Genomic DNA, 19,015 nt, shown 5'->3' with positions numbered 1-19,015 from the left:
CGGTCGTCATCGTGTCTCCCCCGTGCCGGAATCGCGGTCGGTCGTCATCCGGTTTCCTCGGTGTCGGGCTCGCCGAGGGAGAGCATGAGCCGGTTGGCCCAGTTGAAGAACGCGGCGGCGTGGATGGCGTCGCTGATGGCCAGGTCGTCCAGCCCGGCGGCGCGCAGCGCGGCGACGTGCTCGGCGCCGAACTCGGCGGGGGTCGCGGTGAGCGCCTGCGAGGCGTCGATGATCGCCCGCCACCTGCCGTCCTGCGGCGCGTCGACACCCTCGTCGAGCAGGCGTTGCACGTCGTCCGGCCGCTTGGAGTAGTGACTGGCGAAGCGCGCGTGCACCGAGGCGCAGAACACGCACCCGGTGCGCCGCGAGGTGGCGGTCGCGGCCAGCTCACGCTCCGCGCGCGGCAGCCCGCCGTCGGTGTTGTAGAAGATGTCGTTGTCGGTCTGCGTCCGCGCGTGCAGGATCCGCGGGTCACGGGCCAGCAGCAGGAAGTACGGCGAGGCGGCGCGGGCCTTGTCGACCAGCGCCTCGTAGTGCTCGTCGGTCAGCTCCCGCTCGGCCAGCGGCGTCAGCCACGGCCGCCAGCCGATCCGGTCCTGGGTGAAGCCGCTCATGCCGTGGATCCCTTCGGGGAGGCGCCGAGCACCCGGAGGCCGGCGACGAGTCGTACCTGGAAGCTGAGGAAGGCGACGAGCTGCGAAAGCGTCACGATCCCGGTGGTGCTCCAGCCCGCGTCGGCCAGCGCGGCCAGCGCCTTGCGGTGCGCCTCGCGCGGCCGGAACACGAGCAGGTGCGCGTGCTCGAACGCGGCGGCCAGCCGTACGCCCAGCAGGTCGGCGTGCCGCGCCTGGTAGCGCAGCCCTTCGTCGCTCTCGCCGGCCAGCGCCGCGTCCTGGTAGACCCCGTACGGCCCGGTGGTGCGGCCGGCGGCGATCTCGGCCTGGACCGGCTCGGCCAGGTGCGGCGCGAGCTGGGCCAGCCGTTCGGCGTAGAAGGCGGCGACCGGTTCGTCCCCGTGCAGCCCGGCGACGAAGGCCGCGACCGCGTCGCGCTCGACGAGGGTGACCTCGTCCTCGGAGTCCGGGGAGAAGAGCACGTCGTAGCTGCGCTGAGCGTGTTCGCGGGCGTCGGGCCGCCGATCGCGCAGCCGGTCCAGGGGCGAGTTCGGCGCGACGCCCGCCAGGTGGTCGATGACATCGATGATCATGTCGTGCTCCATTCGGTGGCGGCGGGCCGTGGCGTCCAGCCGAGCGCGGGCGCGACCTCGGTCGCCAGCAGCTCGATCGAGCGGAGGATGAGCGGGTGCGGCGGGTCGACCGAGTGCGCCTGGAAGACCAGGTCGGTCACCCGCTCCAGCGTCGGGTCGGCCCGCAGGCTGTCGATGACGTCCTGCGGCGTGCCGACGTGCACGTCGAACGCGGCGATCCGCTGGTCGAGGTCGCTGTCCGGCAGTTCGAACGGCAACCTGCCCCGGCCCAGGCCGAGCTCGGCGTAGCGCAGCGCCTCGGCCCGGCTGTCGGCCACGAACGCGGTCCGCGAGGCCATGATCCGCGGGGTGACGCCCGGCGGCAGGTTCTCGTAGTAGGCGTCCACGATGGGCCGCTGGATCCGCGCCAGCGTCGCCTGCGGATCGTCCACGGGGCGCGGCTGGGTGCGCGACAGCATCAGCCCGTTGCCCGCCCGGCCCGCGCGGGCGCCGCCGCCGACCGAGAACGTCGCCTCCCAGATGGCGCCGAGCAGCCGGGGCGCCGGCGGGTAGAGCCGGTTGCCCGCGCCCAGGTCCTCCCCGGACCAGGCGTTGACGAGCACGGCCAGGTGCTCGGCGTAGACGGCGGAGCGGTTCGCGCTGTCGTGGCCGAAGGGGGTGAACGACGACGGCGTGCCGCCGCTGCCGACGCCCACCTCCAGCCGGCCCCCGGTCAGCAGGTCGAGCACCGCGGCGTCCTCGGCCACCCGCACCGGGTGTTCGAGGGGCAGCGTGATGATGCCCGTGCCGAGGCGGATGCGGCTGGTCACGGCCGCGACGTGGGCGAGGAACACCAGGGGCGCGGGCAGGCCGCCCTCGGCGCCGTCGAAGTGGTGCTGCGCGACCCACGCCGAGTCGAACCCGGCGGCCTCGGCGTGCCGGATCTGCTCGGCGGCCAGCCGGTAGCGCTCCCCCGGCGGCACGTCGTCGAGCAGCCGGCTGAAGAAGCCCAGCCTCATCGCACCGGCTCCGGGATCGCCGCCAGCAGCTCGCGGGTGTACTCATGCCCTGGGTCGGTGAAGACCTGTGATGTGCTTCCGGATTCCACGATTCTTCCTTGGTTCATGACGGAGACGGTGTGCGAGATCTGGCGGACCACCGCCAGATCGTGCGAGATGAACAGGTAGGTCAGCCCCAGCTCGCGCTGGAGCTGTTCGAGCAGGTCGAGGATCTGCGCCTGTACGGTGACGTCGAGGGCGGAGACCGCCTCGTCGAGCACCACCACCTCCGGTTCGACGGCCAGGGCGCGGGCGATGGCCACCCGCTGCCGCTGTCCGCCGGACAGCTCGCGCGGCTTGCGCGTGAGCAGGTCCTTGGGCAGCGCCACCCGCTCCAGCAGGTCGCCGACGCGCGCACGGCGCGCGGCGCGGTCGCCGAGCCGGAAATTACGCAGCGGTTCCTCCACGATCTCCGCGACGGACTGCCGGGGATCCAGCGAGCCGTACGGGTTCTGGTAGACGAGTTGCACATGACGGCGGAAGAGCCGGCCCGGACCGGCGCCGGCGATCTCCACCGTCCCCGACGTGGGCCGGGTCAGGCGCACCACCATCCGCGCCGTGGTGGTCTTACCCGATCCGGACTCGCCCACCAGCGCGTGCGTGGTGCCGTGCGCGACCTCGAAGGAGACCCCGTCGACCGCGCGGGAGACGGCACTGGGCCCGGCCCGGAACTCCTTGACCAGGTCCCGGACCACGATGGCGGGCTCACGGACGGGCGGTTCGGCCGTCCGGAACTCGCGTACCGACAGGGCGGGCGCGTCGTGCAGCAACTGCTTGGTGTAGGCGGCCCGCGGATCGGCCAGCACGGCCGCGCTCGGCCCCTGCTCCTCGATCCGGCCGTCCTTCATGACGACCAGCCGGTCCGAGCGGTCGGCGGCCACGCCCAGGTCGTGGGTCACCAGCAGCACGGCCGTGCCGAACTCGGTGCGCAGATCGTCGATGAGGTCCAGGATGCGCCGCTGCACGGTGACGTCCAGGGCGCTGGTGGGCTCGTCGGCGATGATGAGGCTGGGCTCCAGGGCGATCGCGATGGCGATGAGCACCCGCTGGCGCATCCCGCCCGACAGTTCGTGCGGGTACCTGCGGGCCAGCGCCTCCGCCTCCGGCAGGCCGACGCGGGTGAGCAGGTCGACGACCCGGCGGGCGATCGTGCGGCGGTCGCCGCGCCGGTGGATGCGCAGCACCTCGCCGACCTGGGCGCCGATGGTCTTGACCGGGTCCAGCGAGTTGGCCGGGTCCTGCGGGACCAGGCCGATCCGCACGCCGCGCACCGACTCCATCCGCCGCGAGGACCAGGTGGCCAGGTCGGTGTCGCCGAGCAGGATCTGGCCCTGGTCCACGGTGGCGTTCCCGGGCAGCAGCCCGATGATGGCGTGCGCCGTGGTCGACTTGCCGGAGCCCGACTCGCCGACGACGGCGACGGTCTCGCCCGGCTCCACGGTGAAGGAGATTCCCTCGACCGCGCGCCTGCCGTTGTAGGAGACCGCGAGATCGCGTACGTCGAGCAGGCTCATGCCCGGTCCTTTCCGAGGTCGGCCCCGAGCGAGCGGCTGATGCGGCCGGCGGCGAGCACCACCGAGACCACCACGGCGCCCGGCAGCGAGGTCAGCCACCAGGACGTGGCCAGATAGTTGCGCCCTTCGGAGATGAGCAGCCCCCATTCCGGGGTGGGCGGCTCCGCGCCGTACCCGAGGAAGCCGAGCGTCGAGATGGCCAGGATCGCCAGCCCGAACTGCAGGGCGGCGAGCGCGATGACGGGGCCGAGGGAGTTCGGCAGCACGTGCCGGCGCAGCACGGTCGTGTACCGGCCGCCGCTGCCGAACGCGGCCTCGACGTAGTCGGTGCGCCGCACCCGCACCACCTCGGCGCGGGACAGCCTGGCGAACGCCGCGACCGAGCCGATCCCGACCGCGATGGCCACGTTGACCGTGCCGGGACCGAGCAGAATGATCACCGTCAGCGCGAGGAGCAGTCCGGGGACCGACAGCAGCACGTCGACGAACCGCATGATCGCGTCGTCGAGCAGGCCGCCGGCCGACCCGGCCAGCAGCCCGAGCAGGGTGCCGAGGAGCAGTCCCACGCCGACCGCCACGAACGCCCCCGACAGGGAGTGCACGGCCCCGTGCACCACCCGGGCGAACAGGTCGCGGCCCACGGCGTCGGTGCCGAACAGGTGCTGCCCGCTCGGCGCCTGGAGCTTCTCGGCCGGCACGCCGGCGATCGGGTCGTGGCCGGTGAACACCCCCGGCACGACGGCCCAGAGCAGCGCGACGCCGATCACCAGCCACGCGAGGACCAGTCCGATCTTCGGCCTGTTCACGCCGCCACCTCAAGTCGTGGGTCGAGCACCGGGAACAGCAGGTCGATGACCAGGTTGACCAGCACGAACACGGTCGCGGCGAGCACCACGATGGCGAGCATCACCGGCGTGTCCTGCGCGTTGACGGCCTGCTCGGTCAGCCGGCCGATGCCGTTGCGGCCGAACACCGTCTCGGTCACGACCGAGCCCGCGATCAGCTCGCCGATCGTCAGCCCCGCCATGGTCAGCGTCGGCAGCACCGCGTTCCTGGCGACATGCCGCCACAGGATCCACCACCGGGACGCGCCCTTGGCCGCGACCACCGGCACGAACGGCTGGGTGTAGACCTGGTCGATGCTGCGGGCCAGCACCTGGGCGATCGGCGCCGAGATGGGCACCGCCAGCGTCAGCACCGGCAGGATGAGCTGCTGCGCCGGGCTGCCCCCGATGACGGGCACCAGGCCGAGCCGGAACGAGAACACCTGGATCAGCACGATGCCCAGCCAGAACACCGGGACCGACACGAACAGCGACGGCATGGACAGCAGCGCGCCCCTGATCCACGAGGTCCTGCTGTAGCCGGCCGCGAACGCGATCACCAGGGCGATCAGCACCGCCAGCAGGAATCCGGCCGAGGCCAGCTTGGCCGTCTCCGGCAGCGCCTCGGCCAGCCGTTCGACCACGGGGGTGCCGGTGTCGATCGAGTAGCCGAAGCTGCCGCGGGCGAAGCCGAGCAGGGTGTGCAGGTAGTCCACGAGGGGCGGGTTCCCGCCCGAGTAGTACGCGCGGATCTCCGCGATCTGCTCCGGCGACAGGCCGAGCTCCGGGTTCTGGAACTTGATCAGGACCGAGTCGCCCGGCAGCAGCTGCAGCAGGATGTAGCCGGCCGTGAAGGCGGCCCACAGGACGAGCGCCGCCTGCCCGACCCTGGACAGGAGATATCTGGTCATCTCTAGTCCTGGTTCGACTTCCAGGCCGAGTAGAACGCCGGCCTGGCGACCGCCTCGAACGCGACCCCGTGCACGTGCGGCGCCCCGCCGTACACCTGCGGCTCCTCGAACAGCGGGATCGTGTAGCCCTGCTCGATCACGTAGCGCTGGATCTCGGCGACCTTGGCGTTGCGCGCGGCGGTGTCGGGCTCGGCCGACTCCTGCTCCAGCAGCCGGTCCAGCTTCTCGTCCTGGGAGAGGATGACGTCGCGGTTCTCGCTGTGGAACTGACTCTTGATCACGTCCTGGTCGGCACGTCCGACCATGGTGTGCGCGAGCGCGGTCTTCTCGGCGTTCTTGATGTCCACGGCCTGGGTGCCGGCGTCGGCGGGACGGATCTCCAGCTTCACGCCGAGCTTGGCCCACTGCTGGCCGATCAGCTCCAGGGTCTGCTTCGACAGCGGCTGCGGGCCCGCGATGAACACGCCGAGCTGCAGTTTCACGCTGTCCTTGGCGCGGATGCCGTCGGCGCCGCGCACCCAGCCGGCCTTGTCGAGCAGGGCGTTGGCCTTGGCCGGGTCGTAGGCGAGCTCCTTGGACAGATCCACGTAACCCTGGGCGAGATGGCTGAGCACCGAGGTGGCGAGCGGATAGCTGGGCGTGAACAGGGTGTCGACGACCTCCTTGGCGTCGGTCCCGGCCTGCAGCGCCTTGCGGACGTCGAGGTCCTTCAAAATGCTGTTGCCCGGCCGCAGGTACAGGCCGTTGTTGACGCCCCTGGTCGGCTCGGCGTAGATGGTGTGGCCGGCGCTCTTGACCGTCTCCTCGTCGTAGGCCTGCACGTAGCGGACGAAGTCCGCCTGGCCGGAGGTCAGCGCGCCGACGCGCACGTTGTCCTCGGGCGTCACGATGACCTTGATCTCGTCGAGGTAGGCGCGCCCCTGGTGCTGCGACGACTTCGGCGCCCAGTTGTAGTCCTTGCGGGCGGCCAGGTCGATCTGCTTGTCGATGACCTGGTTCTTGACCGTGAACGGTCCGGACCCGGCGATGTTCTTCAACTGGCACTGCTCTTCGTACGGCAGCGAGATCGTCTTCTTCGAGACCAGGCCCGCGCCGATGACCGACGTGCCCTGGAGGAAGCCGGGCGAGGGCTTGTCGAAGAAGAACTTCACGGTCAGGCGGTCGACGACCTCGCTGCGCTTGTAGTTGTTGACGAACTCGGCGACGGGCAGCTTCAGCTTGTCGTCGCCGAGGCCGTACACGTCGAAGTTGGCCGCGACGGCCTCGGCGTCGAGCGGGGTGCCGTCGCTGAAGGTCACGCCGTCACGCAGGTGGAAGGTGTACTCGGTGGCGTCCTTGCCGACCTCCCACTTGGTGGCGATCCAGGGCTCGATCTCCAGCGTCTTCGGGTTCTGCCAGGTGAGCTTGTCGGTGATCTGGTTGAGGATGCCGCCGTTGGGATAGAAGCCCGCGGCCGGCAGGTAGAGGCAGGTCGGGGGCTGGTGCTCCAGGTAGGTCAGGGTGCCGCCGTACACGGGCTTGCCGTCGGTGCTCGCCTGCTGGACAGGGCCTCCACCGCCACCGCAGGCGCCGAGGAGCCCCACGACGGTGAGCATGGCGACGCCGGCCGCGATCGTCGACCGCGGTGTGGATGATGACATGGGGAATGGCCCTTCTTGCATGAGTGGGGGACGTACCGGATTTATCCGGCACGTCTCCCTAAAAGGTGGGGGTCAGTCGCGGACGGTCCGCCAGAAGCGCCACCGGGAGACGACCTCGGCCGTCCGCTCCTCCGGCTCGGCGTCGTCGTCGGGCAGGTCGTACCAGTGGGTGTCACCTGGGTACGGATCCACTTCCGAGGCGGCGCGCACGGGCGGGTCGGCGGGCGGAACGTGCCGGAGAGCGGTCACGGGGTGGTCCTCACGGATCAGCGACATGCGCGGGCAGCGGAGGTCGGGGAGAGCGTGAGCGGCATCGGTCACGCCAGGTGGGACGCCTTCCTGATCAACGACATCGCGCGCTGGCGACGCGACCGAAGTCCACGTGCGCGCGTCTGATGAGGTTGAGACCCTGACTCATGCCGAGAACCTATCGCGCGAGGGCTCACAAAGTCAACTTTTCCTACTAGCTTTGCATGAAATCCTTGGCCACTGGGTGACACCACCGCATTACACTGGAAAAGTTACATGGTGGATCTTTCGTTCTTCGAGGCCGGTAGCCGATAATCGGGGCCGTCAACTGTCGAAGAAATCGCCGAGGCAATGACCACTATCGGTTCTCTTCAGCCAGCCGATCCGACGGAGATCGGCGGGTTCTCGCTGCTGGGGCGGCTGCGGGAGGACGACCTCGCCCTGGTGTTCCTGGCTAGGGCCGTTGACGACGCCCAGGTGGAGATCGCCTGGATGCAGGCCGGATCGGCCGGCTTCGAGACGATCGCCGCCTCGCTGACCGACGTCAGCGCCCCCTCGCTGGCCCGGGTGATCGCCACCGGGGTGCTGGCGGACCGGCCGTACCTGGTGAGTGAGCACGTCACGGGCTCGCCGCTGCAGGAGGTCGTGGCTCGGGCCGGCCCGTGGCCCGGGCCGGCGCTGCACCGGCTGGGCATCGCGATGGCCTCGGCCCTGGTGGGACTGCACCAGCGCGGCGTCACGCACGGCGACCTGCGCCCCGGCACAGTGCTCGTGGACGCGGACGGGATCACCGTGACCGGCTACGGCCTGTCCGGTCTCGGTACGGCCGACTCGGCCGAGGTGGCGACGCGGGCGCTCGGCCATCTCGCCTACACGGCTCCCGAGCAGGTCACCGGAGGGATCGCGGGGCCGGCGGGGGACGTGTTCGCCTGGGCCGCCACCCTGCTGTTCGCCGCCACCGGCGCGCACGCCTTCGAGGGCGAGTCGATGGCCGCCACCGTCAACCGCGTCGCCCAGCACCAGCCCGGACTGGAGGCGCTCGAAGAACACCTGCGCCCGATCGTGGCGGCGTGCCTGGCCAAGGATCCGGCCCAGCGGCCCGAGGCCGGCGAGGTGCTGCTGCGGCTGGTCGGGCACTCGACCCAGACGGTCATGGGCGACCAGGCGCCGGCCGCGCCCCGCCGGACGCCCTGGCCCGTGCCCGCCGCGCTGGCCACCCTGGCCGCCGGCGGCGTGGCGGTGGCGGTGGCCGCCGCCGTCACGGGTCACGTGGTCGCCGAGCGGGTGGTCACGACGCCCGCCGCCGTGGTAGTGCCGACGGTCTCGCTGCCCGACCTGTCGGCGACCGCGAGCGGCCCCGCCACCCTGCCGTCGCCGGCCACCACGACGCGGGCGAACGGCATCGGCCTGACCCTCCACGAACACCCCGACGACCTGCAGCGGATCGTGGCCTACCGCAACGAGCGCGGCACCTGGCTGCGCTCCGGCAAGAACGGCGAGTTCGTCGACGCGGGTGTGCGAGCCGATGACGTGGCCGCCGCGCCCAACGGCTCCTGGTACGCGCTGCTGGCCAAGACCGAGCTCACGCTGATCGCCCGGGTGAGCGGCGAGCGGTTCACCGTCCGGGTGCCGAAGCGATCCATCTCACCGGTGTGGGATCGCGGGTCGTCGCGGCTGCTGCTCACGCTGACCGCGAAGGGCAAGGACCGGCCGCCGACCGGGTTCGCGGTGGTGGACGCGGTCACCCGCGCGGTCCGTACGGTGGACACCGACGAGCGGCGGCACAAGGGCTCCGGCGCGTTCGGCTGGATGCCTTCCGGCGACCAGGTGGCCGTCACCTACACCGGCGGCTCCGACACCGGCCTGCGCATTCGTGATCTGGAAGGACGACAGGTGCGGACGATGTCGTGGACCGGGGCGAGCATCGGCCGGGCGCTGACCTCGCCGTCGGGCCGGCTGCTGATGACGGACTGCCCGAGCGGCGGCTCCCAGTGCGCGTGGGACCCCGCGACGGGCGCGCGGGTCGCCACCTACGTGAACACGATCAAGAGCGCGGAGAACTGGGGCTGGTACGACGACGACCACCTGATCATCCTTGACCCGAACAAGAAACCGGTCGAGTTCCTCGCCGTGGACTTCCGCGACGGCAACCGCCGCCTCCTGGCCACTCTGACGACCGAGGACAACACCGCCGGCCTGCGCCTGGCCCGGGCGGCCCGATGAACCCCCCACGCCCGGACCCGGAAACCGTGAACCTCGAACCCCCGACCCCCCAGAACAACGAGCCCCCCGAGCCGGAGACCGTCAACGTCAGATCGGCGGAGGCCCTGGACGGGGCGGCCGGTGAGCCGGGGGCCGGGGACCTGCGGCCGGGTGATCCGGAGCGGGTGGGTGGCTATCGGCTGACCGGCAGACTGCATGTGAGCTGCTGTGACGTGGTGGATTACCTGGCGGTGGCGCCTTCCGGCAGGACGGTGGTGCTGCGCCGCTACGGCAGGCCGGCCGATCGGCGGCCCGCCGACCCCGGATGGGCCGAGCGGATGCGGCAGGCGGCCCCCGTCGGCACGGTCGCCGTGCTCGACTCGGGTGCCGACTTCGTGGTCACCGAACACGTCGAGGGCGGCTCGCTGGCCGGCCAGGCCGCGGCGGAACCACCGGCCGAGTCGGCGCTGCGCCGCCTGGCGATCGGCACCGTCACGGCCCTGGCCGCCGTGCACCGCGCCGGACTGGCGCCCGCCGGGATCCGGCCGAGCCGGGTCCTGCTGGGCCCGGACGGCCCCCGGTTGCTGTGCGCCGTACCGGAGATCCACGATCAGGTCGGCGGGTCGCACGACACCTCGCCGATCCGGCTGGACCAGCCGGCCTGGCCGGCCCCCGAGCAGTTACGCACCGGCACCGACGCGGACCTGGACCCCCACCGACCGGCCCGCCGAGCCCGAGCCACCGGCTCGACCCACCCCTCCGGCACCGCCCGAACTACCGCCCGACTCCGGACCAACGACCAAGCCAAAGCCGCCCAAGCCGAAGCCGAAGCCGAGGCCGCCGACCGTGCGGGCATGGCCGTCGACGTGTACTGCTGGGCCGCCACGATCGCCTACGCGGCGGCGGGCCGCGATCCGTTCGCCGCCGACAGCGAAGCGCAACGGCTGGCGCGGATGGCGGAGGGCGCCGCCAGTCTGGCCGCGGTGCCCCAAGGCGGGGTGCGCGACCTGCTGGCCGACTGCCTGGCGGACTCCCCCACCGCCCGGCCGACCGCCGAGGAGGCGCTGCTGCGGCTGGTCGAGGAGACCGGCCTGGCCGCCCCGCCGGACCTCGCCACTCCGCCGAAGCCGCCCAGACGACCCGGCCGCGCCCTGCTGATCACCGCCGCGGGGGTGACGATCGCCCTGATCGCCGGCGGCACGTCCGCCGCGTTGACGCTGGCGGCGGCGCCCGAACCCACCCCCAAGCCCACGGTCGCCGCCCCCACGGCCTCGTGGTCGGCCCGCTCGGTCTCCCCTCTGCCCACCCCGCCGGCCAACGGCACCGAGCTGACGCTGCCCGGCGGGCTCGGCACCGCCTACGAGAACCCCGCCGACCCGGTCCGGCTGACCTCGTTCCGGGTGGACGAGAGCCGCCGCTACGTACGCGATCCGCGGACCGGTGCGTTCAACGACGTCGGCCCGCACACCGTGGCGGCCGAGCAGTCCCCCGACGGCCGCTGGCTGGCCTCCTTCAACTCCCTGTACGCGGCGACCGACGACCATCTGGCCGTGTCCTTCGTCGACCGCCTGACCGGTGCCCGCTTCAGCGTGCCGGCCCTGGGTCCGCCCTATCAGAGTCTGACGCTGTCCTGGTCCCGGGACAGCAGGCGGGTGCTGCTGACGGCGCAGCGGATCGAGCAGGTGGACGGCGAGGACGTGCCCCTGACGGCCGGGTACGTGATCGTGGACGTGGCGGCGCGGACCGCGCGGTTCGTCCCGACCGGCGACGGCGATGAGGTGAAACAGGCGGCCAAGGCATCGGGCGGCCGGGTGAAGCCCATCGAGCACCACGCGGAGTACCGGTGGACACCGGACGGGCGGTCGGTGATCTCGAGCTTCCTGACCGCCGAGTGGGGACAGGGGGTGCGCATCCGCGACGCGGACTCCGGCCGGGCGATCCGCATGATGCACTGGACCGGGGAGGTCCAGGGCATGGCCGACTGGTTCTCCCCCTCGGGCGGCAAGTTCGTCACCGGCGGCTGCGCCAAGATCCTTTCCGCCTGCGTCTGGAAGACGGCCGACGCCTCCCGCCTGCACAACGTGACGCTCCTCAAGGGCGCGGGCTTCTACGGCTGGTACGACGAGAATCACCTGATCATCGCCGCCTCCGTGCAGAAGGGACAGCGTGGCATCTTTGTCACGGACATGTCGGGCAAGCCCGTCCGGGTGCTAGCCATGATCAAGGCGGCCGACGACGTGGTGGTCGACGTACGCTACACCCGGGGATAGCGGCCGTGTCGCTGCCCGACGACCCCGACAGGATCGGCGACTATCGGGTGCGCGGCCGGCTCGGCGCCGGCGGTCAGGGTGTGGTCTACCTGGCCGAGTCGCCGGACGGCCGCCCGGTGGCCGTCAAAGTCCTGCGCGCGCCCGACGAGGAGGCCGCGGCGCTGCTGCGCCGCGAGGCCGAGATCCTGCCGAGGATCGCCGCCTTCTGCACGGCGCAGGTCCTCGAGGTCGGTACGGCCGACGGCGCGCCCTACGTGGTCAGCGAGTACGTCGAGGGCCCCACCCTGCAGCAGGCGGTGGCCGCCCGTGGGCCGCTGCGCGGGCGCGAACTGCACCGGCTGGCCGTGGGCACCATCACCGCGCTGGCCGCCATCCACCGCGCCGGAGTCGTGCACCGCGACTTCAAGCCGGGCAACGTGCTGCTCAGCCCGGAGGGGCCGCGCGTCATCGACTTCGGCATCGCCCGCCCCGCCGGTGTGGTCGACGTCCCGGGCGAGGACCTGATGGGCACCCCGCCCTACATGGCGCCCGAGCAGTTCAGCCTCGGTGTGGGCGGGCCGGCGGCCGACCTGTTCGCGTGGGCCTCCACCATGGTGTTCGCCGCCACGGGGACGCCCCCGTTCGGCACCGGCGCGCTGCCCGCGACCATCAACCTGATCATGCACGCCGAGCCCGACCTCGGCCCCCTCGACGCCGACCTGCGCGAGGCGGTCGCCGCCTGCCTGACCAAGGACCCGGCCGACCGGCCCGCCGCCCGGCAGGTGCTCCTGCGCCTGCTCGGCCGCCCGGCCCAGACCGCCACCGGCGCCACCTCCCCGCAGGAGCTGACCGCCGGAGCCACCAGGGCCGCCGTCACCCAGCCGGGCAGGTGGCCGTCCCTTCCCGTGCCGTTCCGCGAGCCGGGCCCGCGCCGGCGACGCCTGGTGATCATGGCCGCCGCCCTGGCGACCGTGCTCGTCGCGGGATCCGTCACCCTCGCCGTGCTCAGGCCGGGGGCGGTCACCCGCGCCACGAGCGGGCCGCTGGCCACCGACACCCGCGCGGTCAAGGTCCCCGGGCTGAGCGCCACGCTGCACGAGCATCCCTCCGACCCCCTGCGGATGACCTCCTTCCTGCGCGGCAGCACGCAGCTGAGTGAGGGGCTGGCCTTCAGCGCCGGTCTGCGTGCCGTCGACGGCGACACCTTCCGGCCCTCGACCGGCCGCATGCTGCCGCTGATCTCCCCCGCCGGCGACCGGACCGCCGCCGTCCACGAGTCCCCCCAGCTGGCCGCGGAGAACGCGGGCGGGGTCCGGTTCACCGACCGTGACCTCGGCGGCGAGTTCTGGGTGCACGTGGTCGACCCGCCGCTCGCCCTGCGGAACGCGAACTGGAGCGAGGAGGGCGATCGGCTGCTGGTGACCGTCTTCGACACCGCGGCCGAGAACCGTACCGTGGGCTTCGCCCTGGTGGACGTCGCCGGGCGCACCGCGACCGTGACCCGGCAGGGCGCGCCGGAGTCCGGCAAGGCGGACTACGTGTGGGGGCCCGACGAGGGGACGGTCGCCCGTGCCGCCGGCGCCGACCGGGTCAGCGTCCACGCCCTGGACGGCAGCGTGCGCCGTACCATCGAGCAGGCCGCGCTGGCGGACGGCGAGACCCCGCACTTCTCGGCGGGCCGGCTCGCCGCCGGGTGCCCCGGCCTGACCGACACCGCGTGCGTCATCGACGTCGCCACCGGACGGCGGCTGTCCACCCTGCCACTGCCCGCGGGCGGGAAGATCTGGTTCTGGTACGGCACGGACCACCTGGCCGTCTACACCGAGAAGAGCGTCCCGCCCCGGACCCAGGCCATCGACCTCACCGGCAGGCCGGTGCGCGTCCTCGCCGAGTTCACCGGTGGCACGGCGTGGAGCGTGCACTACAGCACCGGCTGACTCCTCATTTGGGCCTTGTTGTGGCGATGAGTCATGGCTATTGTCAGGCACCAATCTCTTAGGAAACTTTCCTAAGAGATTCTGAGAGGGTGATTGGGTGTACAAACAACGCATTTTGGCCGCCCTGTCGGCTACGGCGGTGGCGGGCGCGCTGACCTTCGCGCTGCCGATGTCCAGCGCCTCCGCCGAGGCGTGCGCCGCCGCGTGGAGCTCCGGCGCCGTCTACACCGGTGGCGCCTCCGTCTCCCACAACGGCCGCAACTACTCGGCCCTGTGGTGGACGCAGGGCGAGACCCCCGGCGGCGCGGCGGTCTGGGCGGACAAGGGCGGCTGCAGCGGCGGCTCGACCACCCCCGGTTGCAACCACCCGAACTGGGCGGCGGGCACGTGGTACCCCGCCGGCTCCATCGTCCGGTTCACCGACGGCCGGTACTACCGGGCCGAGCACGACAACCCGGGCTACGACCCGACGATCAGCACGTGGTACTGGGACCCGTACACCTGCGGTGGCGGCACCGACCCCACCGACCCGCCGGACCCGTCCGGGTTCGTGGTGAGCCAGGCGCAGTTCAACGAGATGTTCCCGGGCAGGAACTCCTTCTACACCTACAACGGGCTGACCAGCGCCCTCAGCGCCTACCCCGGCTTCGCCAAGACCGGCAGCGACACCGTACGCAAGCGGGAGGCCGCGGCGTTCCTCGCCAACGTCGGTCACGAAACCGGCGGCCTGGTCCACATCGTGGAGCAGAACACCGCCAACTACTCGCACTACTGCGACCCCGGCCAGCCCTTCGGCTGCCCCGCCGGCACGTCCGCCTACTACGGTCGCGGGCCGATGCAGCTCAGCTGGAACTACAACTACAAGGCCGCCGGCGACGCCCTCGGCCTCGACCTGCTGGGCAACCCCTATCTGGTGCAGACCGACTCCGCCGTGGCCTGGAAGACCGCGCTGTGGTACTGGAACACCCAGAACGGCCCCGGCACCATGACCCCGCACAACGCCATGGTCAACGGCCCCGGCTTCGGCGAGACCATCCGCAGCATCAACGGCGGCCTCGAGTGCGGCGGCAGGAACCCCGCCCAGGTGCAGAGCCGCATCACCGCCTACCAGCGGTTCGTGCAGATCCTCGGCACCACGCCGGGCGACAACCTGTCCTGCTGACAGGCCGTCCGAGTCGAAGACGCCGCGCGGGCCCACCCTCGCGCGGCGATGTCACGCGACATCCCCCGACATCCCCGACATCCCCGACATCGCGCGGCTCGGTCACGGCGGCGGGCCGCCGGAGGTCATGATGTCGGCGAGGGTGATCTCGCGGAGCAGGGTGTGCTCATGGTCGTGCAGCCGCGCCCAGATCTCTTCGAGGGGCGCGGCTGCCTTGGGGAACGGCTTGGCGGCCTGCTCGACGCCCTCGGTGACGCGGATGACGTCGGCCAGGGAGATCTCCCCGGGTGAGCGGGCGAGCCAGTACCCGCCGTCGGGGCCGCGCTGGCTGTTGATGAGCCCGGCCCGGCGGAGTTGGAGCAGGATGTTGTCGCAGAAACGGCGTGGGATGTCCTGCGAAGTGGCGACCCATTCCGCGTGGACTGGGCCGCCTGCCTCCGCCAGGGCCAACATGGCTCCCAGCGCGTACTGGGTGCGTGCGGAGATTCTCACAGGTGTCAGGCGGAGGTCGTTTCCTCCTCGGACTTGCGCAGATCGGTCTCGATCGCCTCCACGGTCTCCTCGGCCTTGTGGCGGCGGTACTCCCGCACCGAGTAGGCCAGGGCGGCGGCCCACAGGACGGCGATGGTGATGTAGGCCACGGTCTGGACGTTGCCGGGGGCGTCGATCCAGTCGCTGCGCAGCAGGGTGCGGACGTTGGTCAGGATGATCAGACCGCCCACGGCCGAGCCGAGGATGCGCGGCGGGATGTGGCGGACCAGCCAGGCGGCGATCGGCGCGGCGATGACGCCGCCGATCAGCAGCACGGCGACCCAGGAGAAGTTGATGTTCTCCGAGCCGATGCCGATGAAGAAGCCGACGCTGGCCGCGATGGCGACGATGAACTCGCTGGCGTCGATGGAGCCGATCACCTTGCGCGGGGCCAGACGGCCGCTGGCCAGGATGGCCGGGGTGCCGACCGGGCCCCAGCCGCCACCGCCGGTGGCGTCGACGAAGCCGGCCACCAGGCCCAGCGGGCCGAGGAAGCGGCGGCGCAGCGGCTTGCCCAGGTTGCCGCGCGGCAGGCCGAAGGCGGTGAAGCGGATGAGGATGTAGACACCCAGAGACAGCAGGATGATCGACATGACCGGGGCGGCGACCTCGGTCGACAGGTTGGACAGGAAGGTCGCGCCGGCGAAGGCGCCGATCCCGCCGGGGACGCCGATCCGGGCGACCACCTTCCAGTCGATGTTGCCGAAGCGCCAGTGTGAGATGCCCGAAGCCAGCGTGGTGCCGATCTCGGCCAGGTGAACGGTGGCCGACGCGGCCGCGGCGTTGGTGCCGACGGCCAGCAGCAGTGTGGTCGAGGTGACGCCGTAGGCCATGCCTAGGCTGCCGTCGACGAGCTGGGCCACGAAGCCGACCAGCCCGAGCAGAATGAGCGCTCGCACGACCTCCCCTTTCCTATGATTCCTACTGTACAAGTAGGAATCTAATGGTTATTCACGGACCGTCAAGTCACGTTTACGTCTCGCGCCCTGGGCAGCCGGGGCACGGCGGCCACCAGCGCCCGTGCGTAGGCATGCCGCGGGCGGGTGAACACCTGCTCCACGTCGCCTTCCTCGACCACCTGGCCGTCTTTCATGACCAGCACCCGGTCGGAGACGTGATGTACGACACCCAGGTCGTGGGAGATGAACAGCATGGCGGTGCCGTACTCGGCCTGGATCTCGGCGAGCAGGTCGAGCACCTGAGCCTGGATGGAGACGTCGAGCGCGGAGACCGGCTCGTCGCAGACGAGCACGTCCGGGCGGGGGCCGAGGGCCCGGGCGATGGCGACGCGCTGCCGCTGCCCGCCGGACAGCTCCCTGGGGTGCCGGCCGGCCACCTCGGGGCCGAGCCCGACGCGGGCCAGCAGGTCGAGCACCCGGTCCCGCCGCTCGCCCCGCGACAGCGACCGCGACGCCGACGCCGACGCCGACAACGACGCCGACAACGACGCTGACACCGACAGCGACAGCGGCTCGGCGATCAGGCGGCCGACGGTGTGGCGGGGGTGGAAGGAGTCGAGCGGGTTCTGCGAGATGAGCTGGATCCTGGGCCGCAGCGGCCGCCGCCCGCGCTCCGGCACGCCGCTCCACGGGCGCCGGTGCAGGCTGACCCGCCCGGCATCCGGTTCGAGCAGCCCCAGGGCCAGCCTGGCGAGCGTGGTCTTGCCCGACCCGGACTCACCGACGATGCCGAGCGTCTCCCCCTCGTGCAGCACGAAGGAGACCTCGTCCACCACCGTGCGCGCGCCGTACGACTTCGACAACCCGACCCCGGCGAGCACCGGCCAAGCCCGACTCACCGCACGTCCCACCGGCGGCGGCTCCCCCGCCACCCGAACGCCACCACCGGCCGGCGGAAGCTCAGCCGCCGTACGCGGGCCGCCCCCGACCGCCGGCGACTCCCCCGCCGTGCGCGCGGCGGCTCCCACCAGGGGTGGGGCGGTCGACAGGCGGGTGCCGCGGGAGGCGGCCGAGGGCACGGCGGCCAGCAGCGAGCGGGTGTACGGGTGCTCGGGCGCCGACAGCACCTGGCCGGTGGGCCCCTCCTCGACGGTCCGGCCGTCCTTCATGACCAGGACGCGGTCCGCGATCGAGGCCACCACCGCGAGGTCGTGGCTGATCAGCAGCAGCGCGGTCCCGCCGGCCTTGCGCTCGGCGAGCAGCCGCAGGATCTGCGCCTGAACGGTCACGTCCAGCGCCGTGGTCGGCTCGTCGGCGATGATCAGCTCGGGCTCGGCCGCGATGGCCGAGGCGATCAGCACCCGCTGCCGCAGCCCGCCGGACAACTGGTGCGGATACTGCCGCGCGCGAGCCGCCGGATCGGGCACGCCCACCGAGGCGAGCAGTTCCAGCGTCCGTTCCGTACGGCGGGCCCGCGGCACCGCGTCGTGCACCGCGAGCACCTCCCCGATCTCTGCGCCCACGGTCCGCAGCGGATCGAGCGAGACCAGCGCGTCCTGCAGCACCAGCCCGGCGAACCGGCCCCGCAGCCGCCGCCAGTCCCCCGGTCCGAACCCGAGCGCGTCCCGCCCGGCGATCCGGAACGCCCCGGCCCGTACGACCGAGCCGGGCCCGGCGAGGCCGAGCAGCGACCGGGCGGTGACGCTCTTGCCCGACCCGGACTCCCCCACGATCGCCACGCACTCCCCCGGCGCGACCGACAGCGAGATGCCGCGCACCACCTCGGTCCCGACGAAGCTCACCCGCAGGTCCTCGGCGGCCAGCAGCGTCCTGACGGCGGGCGGCGCGGCGTTCACGGTCATGGCGTTCTCCCTTCGAAACGGCGCTGCAGGCGCCGCCCGACCACGGTCAGGCAGACGACGGTCAGGGTGATCGCGATCCCCGGGAACAGCGCCTCCCACCAGGCGACCCGCAGGTAGTTGCGGGCCTCGGAGAGCATCGCGCCCCATTCGGCGGCCGGCGGCTGCGGCCCCATGCCGAGGAAGCTGAGCCCGGAGGCGGCGATGACGGCGGTGCCGAGCCCGATCGTGGCCAGCACCGGGATCGGCCCGAGCACGTTGGGCAGCACGTGCCCGGCGGTGATCGCGAGCCGGGAGCGGCCGAACGTGACGGCCTGCTCGACGTAGGCGGCGTGGCGGACCACGAAGGTCTGGGCGCGGATCACCCGGGCGTAGTTCGGGATCTGCGCGACGGCGATGGCCACGATGACGTTGACCGTGCCCGGCCCGGTGATGGCGATGACCAGCAGCGCGAGCAGCAGCTCCGGCAGGGTGGACAGCACGTCGAACGAGCGGGCCAGCGTCTCGTCCAGCCACTTGGGCGACAGCCCGGCGGCCAGGCCGAGCAGCACGCCCGCGGTCACGGCGAGCACGGTGGCGGTGACGCCGATGGTGAGCGAGTGACGTGCGCCGTACACCACCCTGGACAGCACGTCCCGGCCGAGATGGTCGCTGCCGAACCAGTGGTCCGCGCCCGGCGGCGCGAGCGCGCGCAGCGGATCGGCCGCCAGCGGGTCCACACCGGTGATCAGGCCGGGCGCGGCGACGGCCAGCGCGAGCAGCACCAGGAACGTCGCGGGGACGAAGATCCGCAC

At 72.2% G+C, this 19,015-nt stretch carries 16 protein-coding genes; 4 read left to right on the top strand and 12 right to left on the bottom strand.

Annotated elements, in window-relative coordinates; all coding sequences use genetic code 11:
* Positions 1-44 precede the first annotated feature (44 nt).
* From IEY87_RS16940 to IEY87_RS16905, 8 genes are all read right to left on the bottom strand, one after another.
* A complete protein-coding gene (locus IEY87_RS16940) occupies positions 45-614 on the bottom strand; it encodes an alkylhydroperoxidase domain protein (protein ID WP_189139624.1) in 570 nt (189 codons plus the stop codon).
* Positions 611-1,207: a CMD domain protein gene (locus IEY87_RS16935; RefSeq protein ID WP_189139623.1), complete on the bottom strand. Its 597-nt coding sequence runs from the start codon at positions 1,205-1,207 to the stop codon at positions 611-613. Before IEY87_RS16935 ends, IEY87_RS16940 begins: the two co-directional genes overlap by 4 nt.
* Positions 1,204-2,205: a putative FMN-dependent luciferase-like monooxygenase gene (locus tag IEY87_RS16930; protein WP_189139622.1), complete on the bottom strand. Its 1,002-nt coding sequence runs from the start codon at positions 2,203-2,205 to the stop codon at positions 1,204-1,206. Before IEY87_RS16930 ends, IEY87_RS16935 begins: the two co-directional genes overlap by 4 nt.
* Positions 2,202-3,758, bottom strand: a complete 1,557-nt coding sequence (locus IEY87_RS16925) for a dipeptide ABC transporter ATP-binding protein (RefSeq protein ID WP_189139621.1) — start codon at positions 3,756-3,758, stop codon at positions 2,202-2,204. Before IEY87_RS16925 ends, IEY87_RS16930 begins: the two co-directional genes overlap by 4 nt.
* Positions 3,755-4,564, bottom strand: a complete 810-nt coding sequence (locus tag IEY87_RS16920; protein ID WP_189139620.1) for an ABC transporter permease — start codon at positions 4,562-4,564, stop codon at positions 3,755-3,757. Before IEY87_RS16920 ends, IEY87_RS16925 begins: the two co-directional genes overlap by 4 nt.
* A complete protein-coding gene (locus IEY87_RS16915) occupies positions 4,561-5,493 on the bottom strand; it encodes an ABC transporter permease (protein ID WP_189139619.1) in 933 nt (310 codons plus the stop codon). Before IEY87_RS16915 ends, IEY87_RS16920 begins: the two co-directional genes overlap by 4 nt.
* 2 nt (positions 5,494-5,495) lie before the next feature.
* Positions 5,496-7,133: a TIGR04028 family ABC transporter substrate-binding protein gene (locus tag IEY87_RS16910; RefSeq protein ID WP_189139618.1), complete on the bottom strand. Its 1,638-nt coding sequence runs from the start codon at positions 7,131-7,133 to the stop codon at positions 5,496-5,498.
* Between the two features lie 72 nt (positions 7,134-7,205).
* Entirely contained in the window at positions 7,206-7,454 is a 249-nt protein-coding gene (locus IEY87_RS16905; protein WP_189139617.1) for a hypothetical protein, read from the bottom strand.
* Between the two features lie 279 nt (positions 7,455-7,733).
* On the opposite strand from IEY87_RS16905, the gene IEY87_RS16900 reads away from it, so the two are divergent.
* The 4 genes from IEY87_RS16900 (at position 7,734) to IEY87_RS16885 (ending at position 14,932) form a co-directional block, all read left to right on the top strand.
* Positions 7,734-9,605 carry a serine/threonine protein kinase gene (locus tag IEY87_RS16900; RefSeq protein ID WP_189139616.1) on the top strand — a complete coding sequence of 624 codons (1,872 nt, stop codon included), beginning with the start codon at positions 7,734-7,736 and terminating at the stop codon, positions 9,603-9,605.
* Positions 9,606-9,631: 26 nt separating this feature from the next.
* Positions 9,632-11,854, top strand: coding sequence for a protein kinase family protein (locus IEY87_RS16895; RefSeq protein ID WP_189139615.1), 2,223 nt, complete (start codon positions 9,632-9,634; stop codon positions 11,852-11,854).
* Between the two features lie 5 nt (positions 11,855-11,859).
* Entirely contained in the window at positions 11,860-13,770 is a 1,911-nt protein-coding gene (locus IEY87_RS16890) for a serine/threonine-protein kinase (RefSeq protein ID WP_189139614.1), read from the top strand.
* A gap of 97 nt (positions 13,771-13,867) precedes the next feature.
* Complete coding sequence (locus tag IEY87_RS16885) at positions 13,868-14,932, top strand: glycoside hydrolase family 19 protein (RefSeq protein ID WP_189139613.1); 1,065 nt, start codon at positions 13,868-13,870, stop codon at positions 14,930-14,932.
* 102 nt (positions 14,933-15,034) lie between these two features.
* Here IEY87_RS16885 and IEY87_RS16880 read toward each other — a convergent pair whose 3' ends face one another.
* The 4 genes from IEY87_RS16880 to IEY87_RS16865 all read right to left on the bottom strand — a co-directional run bounded on the left by IEY87_RS16880 (position 15,035) and on the right by IEY87_RS16865 (position 19,015).
* Complete coding sequence (locus IEY87_RS16880; RefSeq protein ID WP_189139612.1) at positions 15,035-15,424, bottom strand: RrF2 family transcriptional regulator; 390 nt, start codon at positions 15,422-15,424, stop codon at positions 15,035-15,037.
* A gap of 5 nt (positions 15,425-15,429) precedes the next feature.
* Complete coding sequence (locus IEY87_RS16875; protein ID WP_189139611.1) at positions 15,430-16,362, bottom strand: sulfite exporter TauE/SafE family protein; 933 nt, start codon at positions 16,360-16,362, stop codon at positions 15,430-15,432.
* A gap of 62 nt (positions 16,363-16,424) precedes the next feature.
* A complete protein-coding gene (locus IEY87_RS16870; RefSeq protein ID WP_189139610.1) occupies positions 16,425-18,224 on the bottom strand; it encodes a dipeptide ABC transporter ATP-binding protein in 1,800 nt (599 codons plus the stop codon).
* Positions 18,221-19,015 (bottom strand): ABC transporter permease, encoded by a 795-nt coding sequence (locus IEY87_RS16865; RefSeq protein ID WP_189139609.1) that lies wholly within the window; start codon positions 19,013-19,015, stop codon positions 18,221-18,223. The genes IEY87_RS16870 and IEY87_RS16865 overlap by 4 nt, the downstream gene beginning before the upstream one ends.

Source organism: Nonomuraea glycinis (assembly GCF_014646515.1).
GTDB lineage: Bacteria > Actinomycetota > Actinomycetes > Streptosporangiales > Streptosporangiaceae > Nonomuraea > Nonomuraea glycinis.
This window is presented reverse-complemented; position numbering and strand designations above follow the sequence as displayed.

Excerpts from the sequence above, each read along its gene's own strand:
- IEY87_RS16940 (WP_189139624.1), bottom strand. The coding sequence starts at position 614 with ATGAGCGGCTTCACCCAGGACCGGATCGGCTGGCGGCCGTGGCTGACG.
- IEY87_RS16900 (WP_189139616.1), top strand. The coding sequence starts at position 7,734 with ATGACCACTATCGGTTCTCTTCAGCCAGCCGATCCGACGGAGATCGGC.
- IEY87_RS16915 (WP_189139619.1), bottom strand. The coding sequence starts at position 5,493 with ATGACCAGATATCTCCTGTCCAGGGTCGGGCAGGCGGCGCTCGTCCTG.
- IEY87_RS16910 (WP_189139618.1), bottom strand. The coding sequence starts at position 7,133 with ATGTCATCATCCACACCGCGGTCGACGATCGCGGCCGGCGTCGCCATG.
- IEY87_RS16935 (WP_189139623.1), bottom strand. The coding sequence starts at position 1,207 with ATGATCATCGATGTCATCGACCACCTGGCGGGCGTCGCGCCGAACTCG.
- IEY87_RS16870 (WP_189139610.1), bottom strand. The coding sequence starts at position 18,224 with ATGACCGTGAACGCCGCGCCGCCCGCCGTCAGGACGCTGCTGGCCGCC.
- IEY87_RS16930 (WP_189139622.1), bottom strand. The coding sequence starts at position 2,205 with ATGAGGCTGGGCTTCTTCAGCCGGCTGCTCGACGACGTGCCGCCGGGG.
- IEY87_RS16925 (WP_189139621.1), bottom strand. The coding sequence starts at position 3,758 with ATGAGCCTGCTCGACGTACGCGATCTCGCGGTCTCCTACAACGGCAGG.